This is a genomic window from Cellulosimicrobium cellulans (assembly GCF_007679345.1).
Lineage (GTDB): Bacteria > Actinomycetota > Actinomycetes > Actinomycetales > Cellulomonadaceae > Cellulomonas > Cellulomonas cellulans_A.
Genome location: NZ_VEGH01000003.1, coordinates 111,313 through 129,824, shown reverse-complemented (window position 1 = coordinate 129,824; position 18,512 = coordinate 111,313). Strand labels below are relative to the sequence as shown.

Genomic DNA, 18,512 nt, shown 5'->3' with positions numbered 1-18,512 from the left:
GCACAGGCTAGGCCCGTCGACGGCGGTGCCGCCGCACGCCTCCCGCCCGGCGGCGCGCGCTCGTACGGTGGACGGCGTGCACCCGCCCACGGAGCCGTTCGACCACGGCCTGCTCGACCGTCCCGACGGCGCCCGGCTGTACTGGGAGACGTCCGGCGACCCCGCCGGCCGCCCCGCGCTGTACCTGCACGGCGGCCCGGGCAGCGGGCTCGGCCCCGGCGGGTACCGCCGTCGGTTCGACCCGGGCCGCTACCTCGTCGTCGGGCTGGACCAGCGGGGCTGCGGGCGCAGCACGCCGTGGGCGGTCGACGACCTCGAGCGCCTCGACGAGCACACCACGGACGCCCTGGTCGCGGACCTCGAGGCGCTGCGGGAGCACCTCGGGGTGGCGTCGTGGCTGGTGCACGGCGTCTCCTGGGGGTCGACGCTCGCCCTGGCGTACGCCCTCGCGCACCCGGCCCGCGTGACCGCGCTCGTGCTGACGGCGGTCACCACCGGCGGCCGGGAGGAGATCGACTGGATCACGCAGGGCGTCGGCCGGGTGTTCCCGGAGGCGTGGGCCCGGTTCGCGGCCGACGTGCCCGAGGGCGTCCGCGTGGTCGAGCACTACGCCCGTCGCCTGCGCGACCCGGACCCGGACGTCCGGGCGGCGGCCGCCGACGCGTGGGACGCGTGGGAGTCGACCCACGTGTCGCTCGACCCGGCCTGGACCCCGGGCCCGCTGCACGCCGACCCCCGGGAGCGGGCGAACTTCGCCACCCTCGTCACGCACTTCTGGGCGCACGACTGCTTCCTGGCCGGCGACCACGCCGTGCTGGGCCGCGCGCACGAGCTCGCCGGCATCCCGGGGGTGCTGGTCCACGGCCGCCGGGACATCAGCGGCCCGGTCGTCACGCCGTGGCGGCTGCACGCGGCCTGGCCCGGCAGCGAGCTGCACGTCGTCGAGTCCGAGGGGCACGGCGGCGAGCAGGAGATGGAGCTCACCAGCCGGGCGATCGACCGGCTGGCGGACCGGGCCCGCCCGAGCACGCCGGACGAGTGACCGCCTCACCGGGTCGGTCGTAGGCTCGCGCCGTGCTGATCTGCTCGATGAGCGTGTCCGTCGACGGCTTCGTCGCGGACCGCGACGGGGGCTTCGCCTGGAGCGCGCCGAGCGAGGACCAGTTCCGGTTCAGCCTCGCGCAGGTCGGTGAGCTCGGCGCGTACCTGTGCGGCCGGCGGCTGTACGAGACGATGCTCCCCTGGGAGACGGACCCGCTGATGCGCGGCACGCCGCTCGGGGACGCGTTCGCCGACGTGTGGGCGGCGCTGCCGAAGGTCGTGTTCAGCCGCACGCTCGATCGGGTCGAGGGCAACGCCCGGCTGGCCACGGCACCGGTCGCCGAGGAGGTCGCCCGCGCGCTGGGCTCGACGGACCGGGACGTGTCGATCGGCGGGCCGGACCTCGCCGGGCAGGCGATCGCGCTCGGACTGCTCGACGAGGTGCGCGTCTTCCGGAACCCGGTCGTGCTCGGTGGCGGGACGCCGCTCCTGCCGCCGCTCGCCGAGGCGCTGGTCCTCGAGCTGCTCGACACCCGGACGTTCGGCGGGCGCGTGGTCTACGAGCGGTACCGCCGGGCGCCCGCGGCGCCCGGCGGCTGATGCCCGGCCGCTAGACGACCACGAGCTCCGCGCCGTCCGGGGCGTGGTCGGCCAGGGCGACGCTCCGGATCGCCGGGTCGTCGTAGGTGTTCCAGTAGTACGTCGACGTCCGGGACGAGAACAGCCCGGTGTAGATCGTCTTCTCGAACTCCCCCGACCCCATCGCCGCGCTGCCGTCCACCATCGCGACCTGCTGCAGGGTGTGGAAGGCGCGGCTGACGTTGCCCTCCTCGGTGTCCTGCGGCGGGTAGTGCGCGTGGACGTACGCGGCGCGCACGAAGCGCGACGGCGAGTAGTAGTCGCCCGGGATGCCGCGCATGTGCGACCCCGACCCGAACGGCGTCAGCCGCGCCCGGCCCAGGTCGACCTCCTTCGGGAACTCCGGCGACAGGTTGAGGTAGTTGCGCAGGTTCTCGTGGTGCCAGGAGAACCCGGGCTGGTTCGTCAGCACGTCGACGTCGTCGTGGAAGACGTGCATCCCGCTGCTCGTGTGCTCGACCACGATCGCGCGCGTCGCGTCCCCGATGATCCAGTGCAGCATCGAGCTGGGGTACGTGTCGTTGATCGGCCGGTCGACGATGACGACGTCGGCCAGGGCCGCCTCGACCTCGTCGACCGACGCGAACCGGGACGCCACCCAGAGCGGGAACTCGTAGGCGGCGACGTTGGTGGATCCCGCCACCGGCCCGGGCGCGTACTCCGCGTACCCCGGGAAGTTGAGCCCGGCGACGACCAGGCCCGCGTCGTTGCCGCAGTCGAAGTACAGCGGCGTCTCCTCGGCGACGATGCCCATGCCGATGACGGCGTGCTCGACGCCCTCGACCGCACCGAACGGCGAGGTCGGGACGAAGCCGGTGGGCGTGACGACCACCCGTTCCCCGTAGCCGCTGGTCCAGTCGAGGTTGCGGGCGAGGTAGAGATGGCCGTCGCCGTCCGAGAACCTGATGCCTGTGCACATGTGATTGCCCCCTGCCGTGGGCGGGGCCACGACGGGGCTGCTCGCCGGACGTCGTCGGCCTCGCGCGTCGGAGCGGCCCGGGCTCCCCTGCGCTGCCGGGTCCGCACGTCCAGACTGGCCCCGGTCCGGCGGTCGGGCAACACCGGCCGGCGCCGACGGGCCGGCGCCCGGCTCAGGCGGTGACCATCGCCCCCCGCACCTGCACGACCAGCTCGGCCGGGATCTCGGTGAGCCCGTGGTCGTGCTGCGCGTGCTGCGCCACCAGCGCGAGGATCTCGTCCTCCGTGCCGGTGAACGCGCGGGCGCAGCCCGGGACGACGTCGCCGCAGCGGAATGCCTTCATGGTGGTGTCCTCTTCCTGGGTTCGCGGGACCCCGGGCGGGGTCCCTCGTTCATCGGTGCCGGTCAGGCGCCGGGCGAGTCGCAGAGCGCGAGCACGAGGGCGTCGAGCGGCACGGTCCCGACCACGGCACCGTTCACGTCGGTGCAGACCAGCGGGTCCCACCGCCGCGGCTCGGGACGGAGCATGGCGCGCCGCGCCACCTCGGCGAGCGCCGCGCTGGGCGCGACCGTCATCGCCGGCACCCACCGGCCGGTGCCGTCCCGGACCTCGGTGACCATGCCGTCGTCCCGCAGCAGCACCTCCGCCCGGTCGCGGTCCCGCCCGGCGGTGGCCGGTCGCACGACGCTGGCGACGTTCCCCGTGAGGGACGCGCGCGACGCCGTCCCGCGGATGTGCGCGACGTCCTCGGGCGGCAGCGCCGCGAGCATCTGCGGCTGCGGGCGGCCGAGCGCCCAGCCCTGGCCGAGCGGCACGCCGAGCGCGATCAGCGCGTCGAGCTCGGCGCGGGTCTCGATGCCCTCGGCCAGGATCCAGCCGTCCATCCGGCCGACCAAGTCGCCGAACACCTCCACCAGCGCCCGCTTCACGGGGTCCGCGTCGATGCCGGTGATGAGCGCCCGGTCGAGCTTCACGACGTCGGGGCGCAGCGCGAGGAGCAGCTCCAGGCCGGCGTACCCCGTGCCGGCGTCGTCCATCGCGACGAGCGCGCCGGCGGCCCGCACGCGGTCGAGGACCGCCAGCACCCGGCCGCCCTCGTCCAGCCGGGTGTGCTCGGTCAGCTCCAGTACGACGCGGGACAGGTCGGCGTGCTGCAGCAGCGCACCGGCCACGGCGTCGTCCGCGAGCAGGTGCGGGTCCACGTTGACGGTGAGGAACGTGTTCGGCGGCAGGTCCCCGCGCGCGACGACGGCCTTCTCCAGCACGCGCGCCTGGAGAGCGGGGTTCGCGCCCCAGTGCTGCGCCGCCGCGAACCACGCGTCCGGGGCGGCACGCCACGGGCCGTCGAACCGGGACAGCAGCTCGTACCCGGCGACGAGACCCGTGGCCAGGTCGACGACGGGCTGCGCGTGCAGGACGTGCGCGCCGGGGTCGGCGAGGACGCGGCCGAGGGCGTCCCGCCAGCACGGGTCGTCGATCGGCGGGGCCGTCGGCTCGGCGTCGATGACGACCCTCCTTCCGGGCGACGGGGGTCGGCGGCGGCCGGCCCGGGGTGCCGACGGTACGTGCCGCGGACGGGCCGCGGTGCGCCCCGGTGCACGTGGCCAGGGGTTTCACCCGGCGCGCGGCGTGGTTCACCCGGGCCCGCGCGCCCGCCGGCCGGGTCCCGCCCGTGCTCGGCCTCAGGCCGGCTGCCAGAGCTCAACGCGGTTGCCCTCCGGGTCGGTGACCCAGCCGAACCGCCCGACGCCCGCCATGTCCTGCGTCTCGGGCGCGACGTCCGCGCCACGCTCCCGCAGCTGCGCGAGCATCGCGTCGAGGTCGCGGACCCGGAAGTTCAGCATCGTGGTCTGCTCCGGCGACCCGAAGTAGTCGGTGTCGGGCTCGAACGCGGCGAAGACGGTCGGACCGGCCGCCTGCTGCCACAGGCCGTGCGCGTCGTCCTGGATCCCGAGCAGCTCGCGGTACCACCGGGTGAGCGCCTCCGGGTCACGCGCCCGCAGGAAGTAGCCCCCGATGCCGAGCACGCGCTCCACGCCGGTCACCGCCCGGCCAGCACGAGGACGACGACCGCGGCGAGCAGCAGGAACGGGGCGGCCTCGGCCAGCAGCACCCCGGTCGAGCGCGGGGTGCGGGACGGCGCGTCGCGGACGCTGGTGCCGAACGGGGCGCCGTTCGTGCCGGGCCGCCCGCCGAGCGGTCGGCGGTCGGTCGGGTCGGGCCGGTCGTCGTCGGGCATCGCTCCCCCGTCCGGGTCGGTCGTCTGCTCCGAGCGTGCCAGCACGGCGGTGGCGCTGTACAGGGCGTTCGCCCGTCCGCGCGGCCGGGCGTCGGCGGGCGGTCGTGGGCGGGCCGGTGCGGGCGGGCGCGGTCGGGCCCGTCAGCCCGCCGCCGGCCCGAGGGCGGCGATCTTCGCCTGCAGCACCCGCCGCTCCGCCGCGTTGGGGCACAGCGCCGCGGCGCGCGCGAGGTCGTCGCGCGCCTCGGCGTCGCGGCCCAGCCGGCGCAGCAGCTCCCCCCGCACCGACGGCAGCAGGTGCGAGCCGTCGAGGGCCCCGGCGGCGACCAGCCCGTCCACCACGGCGAGCCCCGCGGCGGGGCCGCGCACCATCGCCAGCGCGACGGCGCGGTTGAGGTCGACGACGGGCGACGGCGCCAGCCGGCCGAGCGCCTCGTACAGCAGGAGCACCCGCTCCCAGTCGGTGGCGGCGACCGACGCCGCGACCGCGTGGCACTCGGCGATCGCGGCCTGCAGCCCGTACGCGCCGAGGCCGCGCCCCACCCGCCCCGCGGCCGCCAGCGCGGCGCGGCCCCGGCGGATCGCGTCCCGGTCCCAGCGGCGGCGGTCCTGGTCCTCGAGCAGCACCGCCGAGCCGTCCGCCGCGACGCGGGCCGGGAACCGGGCCGCGGTGAGCTCGAGCAGCGCGAGCAGACCGAGCGCCTCAGGCTCGTCCGGCGCGAGGTGCGCGAGCACGCGGGCGAGCCGGACCGCCTCGTGCGCGAGGTCCGGGCGCAGCCAGCCGTCCCCGGAGGTCGCGGTCGACCCCTCGGTGAACACCAGGTACACCACCGCGAGCACCGAGCCCAGGCGCTCGCGCCGCTCGGCGCCCTCCGGGACGGCGAACGGCACCCGCGCGGCGCTCAGCGTCTTCTTGGCCCGCGTGATCCGCGCCTGCACGGTGGCGGTCGGGACCAGGAAGGCGCGCGCGATCTCCTCGGTCGTGAGGCCGCCCACGACCCGCAGCGTGAGCGCGACCCGCGCCTCCCGCGACAGGACCGGGTGGCACGCGACGAACATGAGCGCGAGCACGTCGTCGCCGATCGCGTCGGGGTCCCGGAGCAGGTCCGCGTCGCGCTGCTCCCCCGGCCGCCCCGCCGCGCGCGCCAGGGCGGCGTACCGCTCGTCGCCCGCGGCGCGCCGCCGGAACGCGTCGACGGCGCGCCGGCGGGCGGTCGTGACCAGCCACCCCGCGGGGTTCGCCGGCACGCCCGTCCGCGGCCACGCGACCAGCGCCTCGGCGAGCGCGTCCTGCGCGACGTCCTCCGCGAGGGAGAGGTCGCCGGTGGACCGCGCCAGGGTCGCGACGATCCGGGCGGCGTCCACCCGCCAGACCGCCTCGACCGCGGCGCGGCCCTCCCCCGGCGCGTCCCCCGTCAGAGCTGGCCCGTCGCCTCGCGCCACGCCCGCTCCCGCTGGATCCAGGGGTTGTCCTGGGGGAACTCGTCGATGCTCGCGATCCGCCGCACCTCGACCTTGACCCCCGGCCCGTCGAGCGGGGCGCGCCGGGCCCACTCCACCGCCTCCGGCCGGGACGCGACGTCGAGGATCCAGTAGCCGCCGAACAGCTCCTTGGCCTCGCTGTACGGGCCGTCGGTGACGACCGGCGGGGTCTGCGCGTAGTCGACGACGACGCTCTCGGCCGGGTCGTCGGACAGCCCCTCCATCGCGACGAGCACCCCGGCGGCGATGAGCTCCTCGTTGAACCGGCTCATCTTCTCGATCATGTCCTCGTTCTCCACGCCGGTGGCGCCCGGCGCCCACTCGTCGGTGGTCCGCATGATCAGCATGTACTTCACGGTGCTGCCCCTCCCTGGTCGCGGGTCCCTCGTCCGGACCCTCTCACCCGGGTGTCGAACGGGGAACCCGCGGATCGACACGGGCGGTGGGGCGAGCGCTCCGTCACCCGCGCGCGTGCTCCGCCACGAACCGCGCCACGTCCGCCGTCTCCCGGTCGTCCATCGTGTGGCCGAGGCCCGGGTACCGCCGGGTCGTCGCCGCCGCGTGCCGCCCGGCCCACGACGCCAGGCGGTCCGCCCAGGCGTCGGGGACGACGTCGTCGCGGTCGCCGTGGCAGCACAGCGCCGGGGGCCGCACCCGCGCCACGCCGGGGTCGCGCGGGTCCCGGGCGGTGGCGAGGAACGCCGACAGGGTGACCGCGTACCGGTACCGGTCGGGGGCGGCGCGCAGCAGCTGCACCGCGACGGCGCCGCCCTGCGAGAAGCCGACGAGCCCCGCCGACGACCACCCCGGCTGCGCGTCCAGCCAGCGGGCGACCCCCGCGGCCGACTCCTCGAACCCGGTGGGGTCGCTCCGCCTGGTGTCCGCCCACGCCCACCGGTCGCGCACGGGGAGCCGCCCGGCGAGGGCCACCCCCACCGCGCCGGCCGGCAGCGCGGCGAGGAACGGCGCCATGTCCTCGGGGACGCCGCCCGCGCCGTGCAGGAGCACGACCAGGTGCCGGCCGCGCGGGTCCGCGGCCGACGACGGGTCGGACCACAGCGCGCCCGCGCCGACCGCCCGCGTCCCGCCGGCCGTGGTCAGGCCTCCCGGCGGGCGAGCACCACGTGCTCCAGCCCCGGCCGGTCGGGCGCGTCCCGCACGTCGACGACCGTGAGCCCGGCCGCGGCGAGCGACGACCGCACCTCGTCCAGCGTCCGGAACCGCAGCGTCGACGCCGACGCGACCTCGGCGCCGTCCGGGAACCGGAACACCGAGCGGAACGACACCAGCGGCAGGTCGACGGCGGTGACGGCGAACTCCTCGACGACCCGCCCGGTGCCTGGCACGTCGCGCGCGCCGCCGCCGTCGCCGCCGGCCCACGCCTCCCACGCGCGGGCCTCGGGCCGGCGCGTCTCGAGCACCACGTGGCCGCCCGGCGCCAGCGCGTCCCGGATGCCGCGGAGGGTGGCCGACCAGTCGGCGTCCGCCAGGAACACCTGCGCGACGTTGCCGGTCATGGTGACGAGGTCGACCGCCAGGGGCGGCAGCGTCGTCGCGTCGCCGTGCAGCCAGGTGACGCGGTCGGCACCGGGCTTGGCGCGCGCGACGTCGAGCGAGGCGGCCGCCGGGTCGACGCCGGTGACCGCCAGCCCGTCGTCCGCCAGGAGCAGGGCGAGGGTGCCCGTGCCGCAGCCGACGTCCAGCACCCGGCGCGCGCCGACCTCGCGCGCGACCGCGCGGTACAGGTCGAGGTCCGCGCGGTCGTCGTCGAACACGTCGTAGAGCGCTGCGAGCCGCGGGTCGGCGAAGATCGGGTCCGGCACACCGGTCACGCTACGGACCGGCGGCCGGGTCGCGCGACGGCATTCCCGCGCCGCGCGCCCGGCCGTCCGGCCCGCCGGCGTGGCGGGTCAGCCGTGCGACGGCTCGCCGGTCCCGGTCACCGTGGTCAGCAGGATCGCCGCGTCGCTGAGCGCCTCCACACCGTGCCGGTCGTGCGTCAGCGTCGCCAGGAAGCCCGCCGGCAGCGTGTCGACGCGGCCGGCGCTGGAGACGGCGACGGTGCCGCGCAGGACGAGGATGCTGCCCGCGGGCGGCGAGTTGTGCTCGGCGAGCGCGGTCCCCGTGCGCAGCGCGATGACGGTCTGCCGCAGCGGCCCGTCGTGCACGACGATCTGGGCGCTGCGCCCGTGCGGGTCCTGGTGGGCGAGGTCGATCTGATCCTGCGCGAGCTGGTGCACGTCCATGCGGGGCTCCTCCGGGCGTCGTCGGCGGTGACGCGTCCTACTCAACACGGCCCGGCACCCGGCCGCTATTCCCTGGCCCGCGCGTCCCCCCGGTGGCAGCCTCGGGACCGTGACGGACGAGGACATCTGGACCGAGCAGGTCGCCGCGCGGTACGACGCGTCGAGCGCCGCGATGTTCGCCCCCGGGGTGCTCGGCCCGACGGTCGACTTCCTGGCGGCCCGCGCCGACGGCGGCCCGGCGCTGGAGCTGGCCGTCGGCACCGGGCGGGTCGCCCTGGCGCTGGGGGACCGCGGGGTGCCGGTCGCGGGGATCGAGCGGTCGGCCCCGATGGCGGCGCGGCTGGCCGCGAAGCCGGGCGCCGACCGGGTGCCGGTGACGATCGGCGACATGGCGACGGCGACCGCCCCCGGGCGGTTCCGGCTCGTGTACCTGGTGTTCAACGGCATCACGAACCTGATGACCCAGGACGCGCAGGTCGCGTGCTTCGCGAACGCCGCGCGGCACCTCGAACCCGGGGGCGCGTTCGTCTGCGAGGTGTTCGTGCCGCAGCTGCGCCGGCTGCCGCCCGGCGAGGTGGCGCTGCCGTTCGACGTGAGCGAGGGGCACCTCGGGTTCGACCGGTACGACGTGGTCGAGCAGCGGCTGGTGTCGCACCACTACACCGTCGAGCCGGACGGCTCCGTGACCACCGGCCGGTCGCCGCACCGGTACGCGTGGCCCGCGGAGCTCGACCTGATGGCGCGGATCGCCGGGATGCGGCTCGCCGAGCGCTGGGCGGACTTCTCGGAGGCGCCGTTCACCGCGGAGAGCAACTCGCACGTCTCCGTCTGGCGCACCCCGGACCGAGCCCGGGTCAGCGCCCCTCGGTGACCTCGCGGCGCTTCTGCTGGGCGGGGCGGGCCGGCTCGTGCGGGCCGTTCCACACCTGGATCGCACCCCAGATCGACGCGGCGATCGGCACGGCCAGCACGGCGCCGGTGATCCCCGCCAGCACGGTGCCCACGGTCAGGGCGACCAGGATGACCAGCGGGTGCAGCGCCAGCGACCGCGCCATGACGACCGGCTGCAGGAAGTTGCCCTCGAGCTGGTTCACCAGGACGACGATGCCGACCACGATCAGCGCCTCGACCGGTCCGAGCGCCACGAGGGTCACCAGCGCCGCCAGGACGCCGGCGAGCGTCGCCCCGACCAGCGGGATGAACGCCAGCAGGAACACGAGCACGGACAGCGGGATCGCGAGCGGGACGCCCATGATCACCAGGCCGACGCCGATGCCGATCGCGTCGACGGCCGCGACGATCGCGGTCCCGCGGACGTAGCCGCCCATCGTCGTCACCACCCGGTGCCCGACCCGCTGCCCGCGCTCGTAGCGCGCGCCCTCGAACGGCCGGAGCAGGAACTCCCAGATGGTCGGGCCGTCCTTGAGGAAGAAGAACAGCACGACGACCATCAGCACGAACCCGGTGAGGAAGTTCGCGGTGGCGGACACACCCGCGATCGCCCCCGCGCCGAAGCTGCTCGACGTGAGGAAGTCGGTCACGGCGGTCCGGGCGTCGGCGATCTGGTCGTCGCTGATCTGGATCGGGAGCCCGGACAGCGAGTCCTGCAGCTCCCCGACGCCGGCGACCGCCTGGTCCACGAGGTCGTCCCACTGGTGGATCACCGAGTAGACGACCGCGGTGAGGACGCCGCCGAGCACGCCCACGATCAGCACGAGCGCGATCCAGGTCGCCGCGATCGACGGCAGCCGGTGCCGGCGCAGCCAGGACACCAGCGGGTGGATCGCGGAGGCCAGCACCAGGGCGATCAGCACCGGCACGACGACGAGCGTCAGCCGGGTGAGCGCGAACACCGCGACGGTCAGCAGCGCGAGCAGCGCGAGGGTCTGCACCGACCGGGTGCCCGCCCGGCCGAAGCCGTCCGCCCACAGCGCGCCGGCGCCCGGCCCGCGGGACGCGTCGTCCCGCGCGACCTCCGCCGCGCGCACGGCGTCCCCACCGGTCGGCGCGGCCGCCCTCCGTCGTCCGAACCACATGTGCCCGCCCACCCCTTCCGGTGTCCGTCTGCCGGGGACGGTACGGGGCGGGGGGCCGGGTCGCGAGCGGGCGCGCCGCCGCGCCCGGCGCCGCCGCCCGGGTCCACCGATCGTCGTACCCGCCTCTCCACCCCGGGGACGATGACCCAGGCCACCGCCCCGGGGCAGGCTGGGACCATGGCCCAGGACCGACCGCACCGCCTCGACGACGCCCGCGCCCGCCAGCGCGAGGCGCTCCTGGCGCGCCGCAGCCGGGCCCGCACCCGCCTGCCGCTCGACGTCGCGCTCCGGCTGGCGATGGACCCCGCGGCGCACGGGACGGGGGACCTCGCCCGGCGGCGCTGACACCCGGCGCCTCGCGTCGCGTCCGGCCTGGCAGGGCCCTGCGCGCGGCTACGATCCCCCGCATGGGGCAGCGAGTGACCATCACCGACGTGGCGCGGGACGCGGGCGTCTCCGTCGCGACGGTGTCGAAGGTCATCAACGGCCGGTACGGGGTGGCGCAGGCGACCTCGAGCCGGGTCATGGAGGTCATCGACCGGCTCGGGTACGAGTCCAGCCTCGTCGCCCGGAGCCTGCGCTCGCACCGCACGCACGTGCTCGGCATCCTCGTCGCGGAGTTCGAGCCGTTCTCCGCCGAGATCCTCAAGGGCGCCGCGGCGGCGCTCGCGGACTCCGACTCCGGGTACGAGCTGCTCGCCTACACCGGCGGGCTGCACGGTCGCGGCGCGGGCTGGGAGCGGCGGTACCTGTCCCGGCTGAGCGGCACGCTGATCGACGGCGCGGTGCTCGTGACCCCGACCGTGGTCGAGGCGGACGCGGGGATCCCGGTGGTCGCGATCGACCCGCACACCGGACCCACCGGGCTCCCCACGGTCGACTCGGACAACCTCGCCGGGGCCGTGCTCGGCACGGAGCACCTGCTCGGCCTCGGGCACCGGCGGATCGCGTTCGTCGGCGGCCGTCCCGACCTGGAGTCGTCCCGGCTCCGCGAGCAGGGCTTCCGCCGGGCGATGGCCGCGGCGGGGGTCCCGGTCGACGAGGTGCTGGTCCGCGAGGGCGACTACCGCAAGGAGCCGACCCGGGAGCCGGCGCGCGAGCTGCTCAGCCTGCCGGACCGGCCGACGGCCGTGTTCGCGGCCAACGACCTGTCGGCGATCGCGACCATCGAGGTCGCGCGCGAGCTCGGCCTGACGGTCCCCGGCGACCTGTCGGTGATCGGCTTCGACGACATCCCGGAGTCCGCGCAGACCGACCCCCCGCTGACGACGGTGCACCAGCCGATCCAGGGCATGGGCGCCGCGGCGATCGGCCTGCTGACGGCGCTGCTCGACGACGGCGGGGCGCCCGACCCGCACGTGCGGCTCCCCACGTCGCTGGTGCGCCGCGGGTCGACGGCCCCGCCTGCCTGATCTCCCGTCACCTCCCCCGCACGAAGGAGTGCAGCCCCATGCAGGACGTCCGCGTCCCCCGGCCCGCCGACCTCGACCACCGCGGCGCGCGCGCCGTCGTCACGGTCCTCGACGCAGCGGGCCGCCCGGTGCCGGACACGGAGGTCGAGGTCGCCCAGACCCGGCACGCGTTCGGGTTCGGCTGCACCGCGTTCGAGGCGATCGCGGCCGCGAACGACGAGCGGCCCGGCCCCGACGACCCGGCTCCGCAGGTGCTGCCGACCGTCCTCGACCGGTGGCTCGACCTGTTCGACACGGCCACCCTGCCGTTCTACTGGTCGCGGTTCGAGCCCGAGCAGGACCGTCCGGACACCGACCGGCTGCTCGCCGCGGCGCGCTGGCTCGCCGCGCGCGGGGTCCGGGTCAAGGGCCACCCGCTCGCGTGGCACACGCTGGCCCCCGCCTGGCTCCGGGACCTCCCGGAGGACGAGGTCGCGACGTCCGTGCGGGCCCGGATCACCCGGGACGTGACCGCGTTCCGCGGCGTCGTGGACACCTGGGACGCGATCAACGAGGTCGTCATCATGCCGGTGTTCGACAAGGAGCCGAACGGGCTGACCCGGCTGTGCGCCCGCGACGGCCGGGTGGCGACGGCCCGGCTGGCGTTCGACGCCGCCCGGGCCGCGAACCCGGGCGCCACGCTGCTGCTCAACGACTTCGACCTCTCCGCCGACTACGAGCGCCTGATCGGGGACTGCCTGGACGCGGGCGTCGGGATCGACGCGATCGGGCTGCAGACCCACATGCACCAGGGGTACCGCGGCGAGGAGTGGACGCTCGGGGTGCTCGACCGGTTCGCGCGGTTCGGGCTGCCGCTGCACCTCACCGAGACCACGCTGCTGTCCGGGGACCTGATGCCGCCGGAGATCGAGGACCTCAACGACTGGAAGGTGCCGTCCTGGCCGTCGACGCCGGAGGGCGAGGCGCGGCAGGCCGATGAGGTCGAGCGGCACTACCGCACCCTGTTCGGGCACCCGGCGGTGCAGGCCGCGACGTACTGGGGGCTGTGCGACGCGGGCGCCTGGCTCGGCGCCCCGGCCGGCCTGCTGCGGGCGGACGGGACGCCCAAGCCGGCGTACGACGCCCTGCGGGCGCTGGTGCGCGGCGCGTGGTGGCTCGACCCGACGCCGGTCCGCACGGACGCCGACGGGCGGTTCGTGCTCGATGCCTACCGCGGCGACTACCGCGTGACCGCGGCCGGTCGCGAGGCGGCCCTGACGCTGGCCGCGTCGGCCCCCCGCACCGAGGCCCGCCCGACCTGACCCCGCCGCCCGACCATCCCAGCCCGGGCTCGCACCGTCCGCCCCGCCGAACGTGCGGCAGATGCGGGGTTCAGGGGGCCGGAACCCCGCACCTGCTGAAGGTTCGGCGACGGGCCGGTCAGGCGCCCGGGGTCCAGGAGTAGGGCGCGCCCGCGGTGATGCGGACGTACGTGCCCGCGCCACCCATGCCGCCCACCAGCCGGTCCACCAGGGCGCGTCCCGGCTCGGACAGGATCGCGTCGTGGATCGGCGCCGCCACCCGCGGCCGCACGGCCCGGACGTAGTCGATCGCCTCGGCGAGCTTCATCCACGGGCCGGCGACCGGCACGAGCAGCACGTCGACCTCGGTGCCGGCGGGCGGCGGGGTGAACGAGTCGCCGGGGTGCAGCAGCGCGCCGTCGACCAGGTAGGCGACGTTGTGCACGCGGGGCACGTCGGGGTGGATGACGGCGTGCCACTCCCCCACGGCGCGGACCGCGAAGCCCGCCGCGTCGAACGTCTCGCCCCCGGCCACGGGGTGCACCCGGTCCGCCGGCGCGCCGGCGTCCGTGAGCTGCGCGGCGACGCCCGCCGGGGCCCACGCGGTGAGCCCGTCGCGGGCGCCGAGGGCGGCGGCGAGGCGGTCGACGTCGAGGTGGTCGACGTGCTCGTGGGTGACCAGGACGGCGTCGGCGTCGTCCAGGACGGCGGGGTCGCTGAACGACCCCGGGTCGAGGACGAGCCGCTGCCCGTCGCGCTCCAGGCGGACGCAGGCGTGGCCCCAGTGGGTGATCTCGGCGGTGCCGCCGGTGGTGCTCTCGGACATGGGGCCAGCATCGCCCCAGGTGGGCGCGACGTCGAGCCGGGCGGTCCGCGTAGGGGGCGGGCGATTCCGTGAACCCCGGCCCGCCCGTTACCGTGTGCCCGTGCTGGTGCTGGGAGTGTGCTCGCTCAAGGGCGGCGTGGGGAAGACATCCGTGACCCTCGGGCTGGCGTCCGCGGCGCTGGAGCGCGGGCTGCGCACGCTGGTCGTCGACCTCGACCCGCAGGGCGACAGCACGCTGGCGCTGGCCACGGCGGGCGCCGCCGGGGACGTCGCGGGCGTGCTCGACCAGCCCACCGCGGAGAGCATCGCCGCCGCCACCGCGCCGAGCGCCTGGGCCGAGGCCGGCCTGGACGTGCTGGTGGGGTCGGCGGCGTCCTCGCGGCACGACGCCTACGACGGGGCGGACGCCGACGTCGACCGGCTGCGCTTCGCCCTGGCCTGGGTGCACGACTACGACCTGGTGCTGGTGGACTGCCCGCCGTCGCTGGGCGGGCTGACCCGCACCGGCCTCACGGCGTGCGACCGGGCGGTCGTCGTCACGGAGCCCGGCCTGTTCTCGGTGACGGCGGTCGGCCGGGCGATGCGCACGATCGACGACCTGCGGCGCGGGCCCGCCGGGCAGCTGCAGCCGCTCGGCGTGGTGGTGAACCGGGTCAAGGCGCGCTCGGTGGAGCAGGCGTTCCGGCTGGACGAGCTGCGGGGCCTGTACGGCCCTCTGGTGCTGACCCCGTTCGTCCCCGAGCGCGCGGCGCTGCAGCAGGCGCAGGGCGCCGCGCAGCCGGTGCACGCGTGGCCCGGGCAGGGCGCGCGCGAGGTGGCCGGGGCGTTCGAGGAGCTGCTCGACCGGGCCCTGCGCGCCCCGCGCGCCTGACGGTCAGCCGGCCGCCGGCTCCCCACCGGCGCAGCCGCAGCTCGCGCGCGGGATGAGCCGGGTCGGCAGCGTCCGGAACTGCGACGCCGCCGCCGGGTCCGCGACCCGCTCCTGCAGCAGCCGCACGGCGGTCCGGCCCATGTGCTCGAACGGCTGCCGGACGGTCGTCAGCGCCGGGGTCGACAGCCGGCCCGCGAGGATGCCGTCGAACCCGGTGACCCGGACGCGCCCCGGCACGTCGACGCCGTGCTCCGCCAGCACGTCCAGCACCACGAGCGCGGCCTGGTCGCTCTGGCAGACCAGCGCCTCGGGCAGCCGGTCGGTGGCGGCCAGGTCGGTCAGCGCGGCGAGCCACTCCGGGGACGCGAGCCCCTCGTGCGCCGGCCCCGGTCGCGGCGCGTCCGGCAGCAGCGCCGCGACGGCGTCCCGGAACCCGGCGAGCCGCTCGGCGAAGTCGTACATCGACCCCTCGCCCACGAACGCCGGGTCCCGCACCCCGTGCACGCCGACGAGGTGCTCGACCAGGCCGGTCATCGCCGCCCGGTTGTCCACCGCGACGTGGCTGAACGACGCGTCCGAGCCGGGGGTGCTGAACGCGACGAGCGGCACGGACTGCGCGATGGCGTGCACCGCGTCCAGGCTGTGCGTGCCGGGGAAGATCGCGAGCCCGTCGACCCGCCCGGCGATGTCGTACATCGCCGCGCCGCTCGGCGCCCCGGAGGCGAGCAGCAGGGCGCGCCCGTTCTCCCGGCACTCCAGCGCGAACCCGCGCTCGACCTCGTCGACGTAGAGCGGGAAGACGCGGGGGTCGCCCTCGGGCACCGCCGCGGCCTCGAGCGGCACCGGCGCGGCGGACCCGTCGGCGTCGGCGAGCATCATGTCGAACGAGTACAGCCCGAACGCCCCGGTGGCGCCCCGGGCCAGGCCGCGGGCGCTGGCGGACGGGACGTAGCCCAGCTCGCGGGCCGCGTCGAGGACCGCGCGCCGGGTGGCGGATGCGACCCGGCCGGGCTGCCGGAACGCGAAGGACACGGTCGTGATCGACACCCCGGCGCGCTCGGCGACGTCGTAGACGGTGGGGCGGCGTGCCACGCGGAACTCCTCGACATCGAGTGGCGGCCGACGCTCGGCCACGCCCCGGGACCGGGTTGACAGCGCCAGTCTACACGCTTAGATTCCGGTTCTTGTAAAGCGCATTACACGCTTTCGGACCCGTGCTGGGGCAGGTCGGTCCGCGCGCCGTGGCGCGGGCGCAGACCCCCGTTCAAGGAGGAACACATGACCCGACGTACCGTCCGGCGCGCCCTCGTCGCCGCGACCGTCACCACCCTGGCCCTCGCGCCGGTCGCGGCCTGCGGCCGGTCCGACGACACCGGCGGGGGCGGTGGCGCGGCCGAGGCCGGCACCGTCGCCGACGAGGCCACCGGGGAGATCGAAATCTGGGCGGCGGCCGGCAACGGCGACGCGCTGCGCACCCTGGGTGAGCAGTTCACCGAGGACAACCCCGAGGCGTCCATCAAGGTCACCGAGGTCCCCTGGGGCGAGATCATCACGATGAACCAGACCGCCGTCGCCTCCGGCACCGGCCCGGACATCGTGATGACCGGCGCCGACCAGACCGCCTCGGTCATCGCGATGGGCGGCCTCGCACCCGTGCCCGACGGCGTGTTCGCCGAGGACGACTTCTACCCCGCCGCGGTCGCCTCGGTGACCGGCGAGGACGGCCTCTACTCGGTGCCGTGGTACGTCGAGACCCGGTTCCTGTTCTACCGGGCCGACCTGGCTTCCGAGCTCGGGTACGACGCCCCGACCACCTGGGACGAGCTCGAGGAGCTGAGCGGCGCGCTCGCCTCGCGCCCTGGCGGCGAGTACGGCCTGAGCCTGCCGCGCCCGATCGAGAACCCCGCGCAGGTCATCGTGCCGTTCCTGTCGCAGGCCGGCGGCTCGGTCACCGACGGCGACGCCTGGACCTTCGACACCCCGGAGTTCGTCGAGGCGCTCGACTTCTACAAGGGCTTCTTCGACCGCGGCGAGGCGCCGCTGTCCGAGACCGAGGCCACGTTCGAGAACGGCGGCTCCCCGCTGCTGATCTCGGGTCCGTGGATGGTCGGCACGTACCAGGACCTGATCGACACCGGCGCGGCGCCCGAGGGCTTCACCGAGGACTCCATCGGGTACGTCCCGCTGCCGTCCGGCCCCGCCAACAACGACTCCTACATCGGCGGCGGCAACCTCGGCGTGTTCGCGTCCTCGGACAACCAGGACTCCTCCTGGGCCTTCCTGCAGTGGCTGCTCGAGGACGAGCAGCAGAAGACGCTGTTCGACCTCGCGGGCTCGTTCCCGTCGCGCGTCGAGTCGGCGGAGTACGCGCCGATCGACGACAGCCCGGTGATGTCGGTGCTCAAGGAGCAGATGCCGAACACCGTCGAGACCCCGAGCTACCCGTCGTGGTCGCAGATCGCCGAGCAGATCGGCATCTACGCCGAGCGGGTCGCGCACGGCGAGGTCACTTCTGAGGAGGCCGCGAAGGCGATCCAGGACCAGGCCGACCAGATCGGCTTCGGCTGGTGACCAGCACCACCACGCAGCGGCGCACGCCGCCCGCGACGTCGCGGCGGCCGGGGAAGTCCGTGTCCCTGGCCGCCCGGCGGCGCCGGACCGCCCTGATCGCCTGGCTGTTCGCGGCGCCGTTCGTGCTGTCGTTCGGCGTGTTCGGGCTCGTCCCCCTGGTGAGCTCGTTCGGGATGGCCTTCACCGACCTGCGGGTCAACGACATCCGCACCCCGTTCGCCGTCGACTTCGTCGGACTGTCGAACTTCGCGGAGGTGCTGTCCGACACGACGTTCCTGCGGGCCCTGCGGAACACCCTCGGCTTCGTGGTGGTCGGCGTGCCGCTGTCGCTGTTCTCGGCCCTGGTGCTCGCGGTCATGCTGAACTCGCTCGGCCGCCGGGCGGCGACGTTCTTCCGGGTCGGCTACTACACCCCGGTGGTGACGACCATCGTCGCCGTTGCGGTGGTGTGGCGGATCATGTACCAGCCGAACGGCCTGATCAACTCCCTGCTCGCGGACATCGGGATCGACGGCCCGAACTGGCTGGGCGACACCCGCACCGCGCTGCCCGCCCTGACCCTCATGGCGGTGTGGCGCAGCATCGGGTCGAGCATGGTGATCTTCCTCGCCGGCCTGCAGGCCATCCCCTCCGACGTCAAGGAGGCGGCGATGATGGACGGCGCCACGACGGTCCAGCGGTTCTTCCGCATCACCATCCCGATGATGATGCCGACGATCCTGCTCAACGCGATCCTCACGACCACCGGCTTCATGCAGTTCTTCGACGAGCCTTTCGTCATGACCAACGGCGGTCCGCTGCAGTCGACGACGTCCATCGCCCTGTACGTGTTCAACCAGTTCCAGTGGGGCAACTACTCGGTGGGCGCGGCCGGCGCGTACGTGCTGTTCGCGATCATCAGCATCTTCGCCATCATCCAGTTCCGGTTCTTCCGGCAGAGGACATGACC

General features: G+C 75.6%; 22 protein-coding genes. 9 read left to right on the top strand and 13 right to left on the bottom strand.

Annotated features, from left to right (window positions below; all coding sequences use genetic code 11):
- Positions 1 to 76 precede the first annotated feature (76 nt).
- Positions 77 to 1,042 (top strand): prolyl aminopeptidase, encoded by a 966-nt coding sequence (pip, locus tag FS882_RS04980; protein ID WP_316043620.1) that lies wholly within the window; start codon positions 77 to 79, stop codon positions 1,040 to 1,042.
- A 32-nt stretch (positions 1,043 to 1,074) separates the two neighbouring features.
- The gene (locus FS882_RS04975) at positions 1,075 to 1,641 is read left to right on the top strand and encodes a dihydrofolate reductase family protein (protein WP_158371519.1); all 567 of its coding nucleotides are present in this window, start codon (positions 1,075 to 1,077) and stop codon (positions 1,639 to 1,641) included.
- Between the two features lie 10 nt (positions 1,642 to 1,651).
- Here the strand turns inward: FS882_RS04975 and bsh are convergent, their stop codons facing one another.
- The 10 genes from bsh to FS882_RS04925 all read right to left on the bottom strand — a co-directional run bounded on the left by bsh (position 1,652) and on the right by FS882_RS04925 (position 8,567).
- On the bottom strand, positions 1,652 to 2,599 hold the full coding sequence (bsh, locus tag FS882_RS04970) for a choloylglycine hydrolase (protein ID WP_158371517.1): 948 nt from the start codon (positions 2,597 to 2,599) through the stop codon (positions 1,652 to 1,654).
- Between the two features lie 172 nt (positions 2,600 to 2,771).
- Positions 2,772 to 2,942 carry a DUF1059 domain-containing protein gene (locus FS882_RS04965; RefSeq protein ID WP_158371515.1) on the bottom strand — a complete coding sequence of 57 codons (171 nt, stop codon included), beginning with the start codon at positions 2,940 to 2,942 and terminating at the stop codon, positions 2,772 to 2,774.
- A gap of 62 nt (positions 2,943 to 3,004) precedes the next feature.
- Positions 3,005 to 4,015: an EAL domain-containing protein gene (locus tag FS882_RS04960; protein WP_262348108.1), complete on the bottom strand. Its 1,011-nt coding sequence runs from the start codon at positions 4,013 to 4,015 to the stop codon at positions 3,005 to 3,007.
- 267 nt (positions 4,016 to 4,282) lie between these two features.
- Positions 4,283 to 4,636 (bottom strand): VOC family protein, encoded by a 354-nt coding sequence (locus FS882_RS04955; RefSeq protein ID WP_158371510.1) that lies wholly within the window; start codon positions 4,634 to 4,636, stop codon positions 4,283 to 4,285.
- A 5-nt stretch (positions 4,637 to 4,641) separates the two neighbouring features.
- Positions 4,642 to 4,884, bottom strand: a complete 243-nt coding sequence (locus FS882_RS04950) for a hypothetical protein (RefSeq protein WP_158371507.1) — start codon at positions 4,882 to 4,884, stop codon at positions 4,642 to 4,644.
- A 96-nt stretch (positions 4,885 to 4,980) separates the two neighbouring features.
- On the bottom strand, positions 4,981 to 6,282 hold the full coding sequence (locus FS882_RS04945; protein WP_158371505.1) for an RNA polymerase sigma factor: 1,302 nt from the start codon (positions 6,280 to 6,282) through the stop codon (positions 4,981 to 4,983).
- Positions 6,255 to 6,677, bottom strand: coding sequence for a YciI family protein (locus FS882_RS04940; protein WP_158371503.1), 423 nt, complete (start codon positions 6,675 to 6,677; stop codon positions 6,255 to 6,257). The genes FS882_RS04945 and FS882_RS04940 overlap by 28 nt, the downstream gene beginning before the upstream one ends.
- Positions 6,678 to 6,780: 103 nt before the next feature.
- A complete protein-coding gene (locus FS882_RS04935) occupies positions 6,781 to 7,329 on the bottom strand; it encodes an alpha/beta hydrolase (protein ID WP_158371501.1) in 549 nt (182 codons plus the stop codon).
- A gap of 89 nt (positions 7,330 to 7,418) precedes the next feature.
- Positions 7,419 to 8,144 (bottom strand): class I SAM-dependent methyltransferase, encoded by a 726-nt coding sequence (locus tag FS882_RS04930; RefSeq protein ID WP_158371498.1) that lies wholly within the window; start codon positions 8,142 to 8,144, stop codon positions 7,419 to 7,421.
- An 87-nt stretch (positions 8,145 to 8,231) separates the two neighbouring features.
- On the bottom strand, positions 8,232 to 8,567 hold the full coding sequence (locus FS882_RS04925; protein WP_158371495.1) for a cupin: 336 nt from the start codon (positions 8,565 to 8,567) through the stop codon (positions 8,232 to 8,234).
- Positions 8,568 to 8,676: 109 nt separating this feature from the next.
- Between FS882_RS04925 and FS882_RS04920 the strand changes: the two genes are divergently transcribed.
- Positions 8,677 to 9,438, top strand: coding sequence for a class I SAM-dependent DNA methyltransferase (locus FS882_RS04920; RefSeq protein ID WP_262348072.1), 762 nt, complete (start codon positions 8,677 to 8,679; stop codon positions 9,436 to 9,438).
- Here FS882_RS04920 and FS882_RS04915 read toward each other — a convergent pair.
- Positions 9,422 to 10,555, bottom strand: coding sequence for an AI-2E family transporter (locus FS882_RS04915; RefSeq protein ID WP_262348071.1), 1,134 nt, complete (start codon positions 10,553 to 10,555; stop codon positions 9,422 to 9,424). The genes FS882_RS04920 and FS882_RS04915 overlap by 17 nt on opposite strands.
- A gap of 225 nt (positions 10,556 to 10,780) precedes the next feature.
- Here FS882_RS04915 and FS882_RS20865 point away from each other — a divergent pair, with 225 nt between their 5' ends.
- The 3 genes from FS882_RS20865 (at position 10,781) to FS882_RS04905 (ending at position 13,316) form a co-directional block, all read left to right on the top strand.
- Entirely contained in the window at positions 10,781 to 10,948 is a 168-nt protein-coding gene (locus FS882_RS20865; RefSeq protein WP_187365139.1) for a hypothetical protein, read from the top strand.
- Positions 10,949 to 11,010: 62 nt separating this feature from the next.
- Complete coding sequence (locus FS882_RS04910) at positions 11,011 to 12,015, top strand: LacI family DNA-binding transcriptional regulator (RefSeq protein ID WP_158371489.1); 1,005 nt, start codon at positions 11,011 to 11,013, stop codon at positions 12,013 to 12,015.
- A 38-nt stretch (positions 12,016 to 12,053) separates the two neighbouring features.
- Positions 12,054 to 13,316 carry an endo-1,4-beta-xylanase gene (locus tag FS882_RS04905; RefSeq protein ID WP_158371487.1) on the top strand — a complete coding sequence of 421 codons (1,263 nt, stop codon included), beginning with the start codon at positions 12,054 to 12,056 and terminating at the stop codon, positions 13,314 to 13,316.
- Positions 13,317 to 13,434: 118 nt separating this feature from the next.
- Here the strand turns inward: FS882_RS04905 and FS882_RS04900 are convergent, their stop codons facing one another.
- Positions 13,435 to 14,121 carry an MBL fold metallo-hydrolase gene (locus FS882_RS04900; RefSeq protein ID WP_158371485.1) on the bottom strand — a complete coding sequence of 229 codons (687 nt, stop codon included), beginning with the start codon at positions 14,119 to 14,121 and terminating at the stop codon, positions 13,435 to 13,437.
- A 100-nt stretch (positions 14,122 to 14,221) separates the two neighbouring features.
- Here FS882_RS04900 and FS882_RS04895 point away from each other — a divergent pair, with 100 nt between their 5' ends.
- Entirely contained in the window at positions 14,222 to 14,992 is a 771-nt protein-coding gene (locus FS882_RS04895) for a ParA family protein (RefSeq protein ID WP_158371483.1), read from the top strand.
- A 3-nt stretch (positions 14,993 to 14,995) separates the two neighbouring features.
- Here the strand turns inward: FS882_RS04895 and FS882_RS04890 are convergent, their stop codons facing one another.
- Complete coding sequence (locus tag FS882_RS04890; protein WP_158371480.1) at positions 14,996 to 16,084, bottom strand: LacI family DNA-binding transcriptional regulator; 1,089 nt, start codon at positions 16,082 to 16,084, stop codon at positions 14,996 to 14,998.
- 186 nt (positions 16,085 to 16,270) lie between these two features.
- On the opposite strand from FS882_RS04890, the gene FS882_RS04885 reads away from it, so the two are divergent.
- Positions 16,271 to 17,563 carry an extracellular solute-binding protein gene (locus FS882_RS04885; RefSeq protein ID WP_158371477.1) on the top strand — a complete coding sequence of 431 codons (1,293 nt, stop codon included), beginning with the start codon at positions 16,271 to 16,273 and terminating at the stop codon, positions 17,561 to 17,563.
- On the top strand, positions 17,560 to 18,510 hold the full coding sequence (locus FS882_RS04880; protein WP_158371475.1) for a carbohydrate ABC transporter permease: 951 nt from the start codon (positions 17,560 to 17,562) through the stop codon (positions 18,508 to 18,510). Before FS882_RS04885 ends, FS882_RS04880 begins: the two co-directional genes overlap by 4 nt.
- The last annotated feature ends 2 nt before the right edge of the window (positions 18,511 to 18,512 follow it).

Bases quoted from the DNA above. Each gene is read 5' to 3' on its own strand.
- bsh (WP_158371517.1), bottom strand. From the start codon at position 2,599: ATGTGCACAGGCATCAGGTTCTCGGACGGCGACGGCCATCTCTACCTC.
- FS882_RS04965 (WP_158371515.1), bottom strand. From the start codon at position 2,942: ATGAAGGCATTCCGCTGCGGCGACGTCGTCCCGGGCTGCGCCCGCGCG.
- FS882_RS04925 (WP_158371495.1), bottom strand. From the start codon at position 8,567: ATGGACGTGCACCAGCTCGCGCAGGATCAGATCGACCTCGCCCACCAG.
- FS882_RS20865 (WP_187365139.1), top strand. From the start codon at position 10,781: ATGGCCCAGGACCGACCGCACCGCCTCGACGACGCCCGCGCCCGCCAG.
- FS882_RS04910 (WP_158371489.1), top strand. From the start codon at position 11,011: ATGGGGCAGCGAGTGACCATCACCGACGTGGCGCGGGACGCGGGCGTC.
- FS882_RS04905 (WP_158371487.1), top strand. From the start codon at position 12,054: ATGCAGGACGTCCGCGTCCCCCGGCCCGCCGACCTCGACCACCGCGGC.
- FS882_RS04900 (WP_158371485.1), bottom strand. From the start codon at position 14,121: ATGTCCGAGAGCACCACCGGCGGCACCGCCGAGATCACCCACTGGGGC.
- FS882_RS04885 (WP_158371477.1), top strand. From the start codon at position 16,271: ATGACCCGACGTACCGTCCGGCGCGCCCTCGTCGCCGCGACCGTCACC.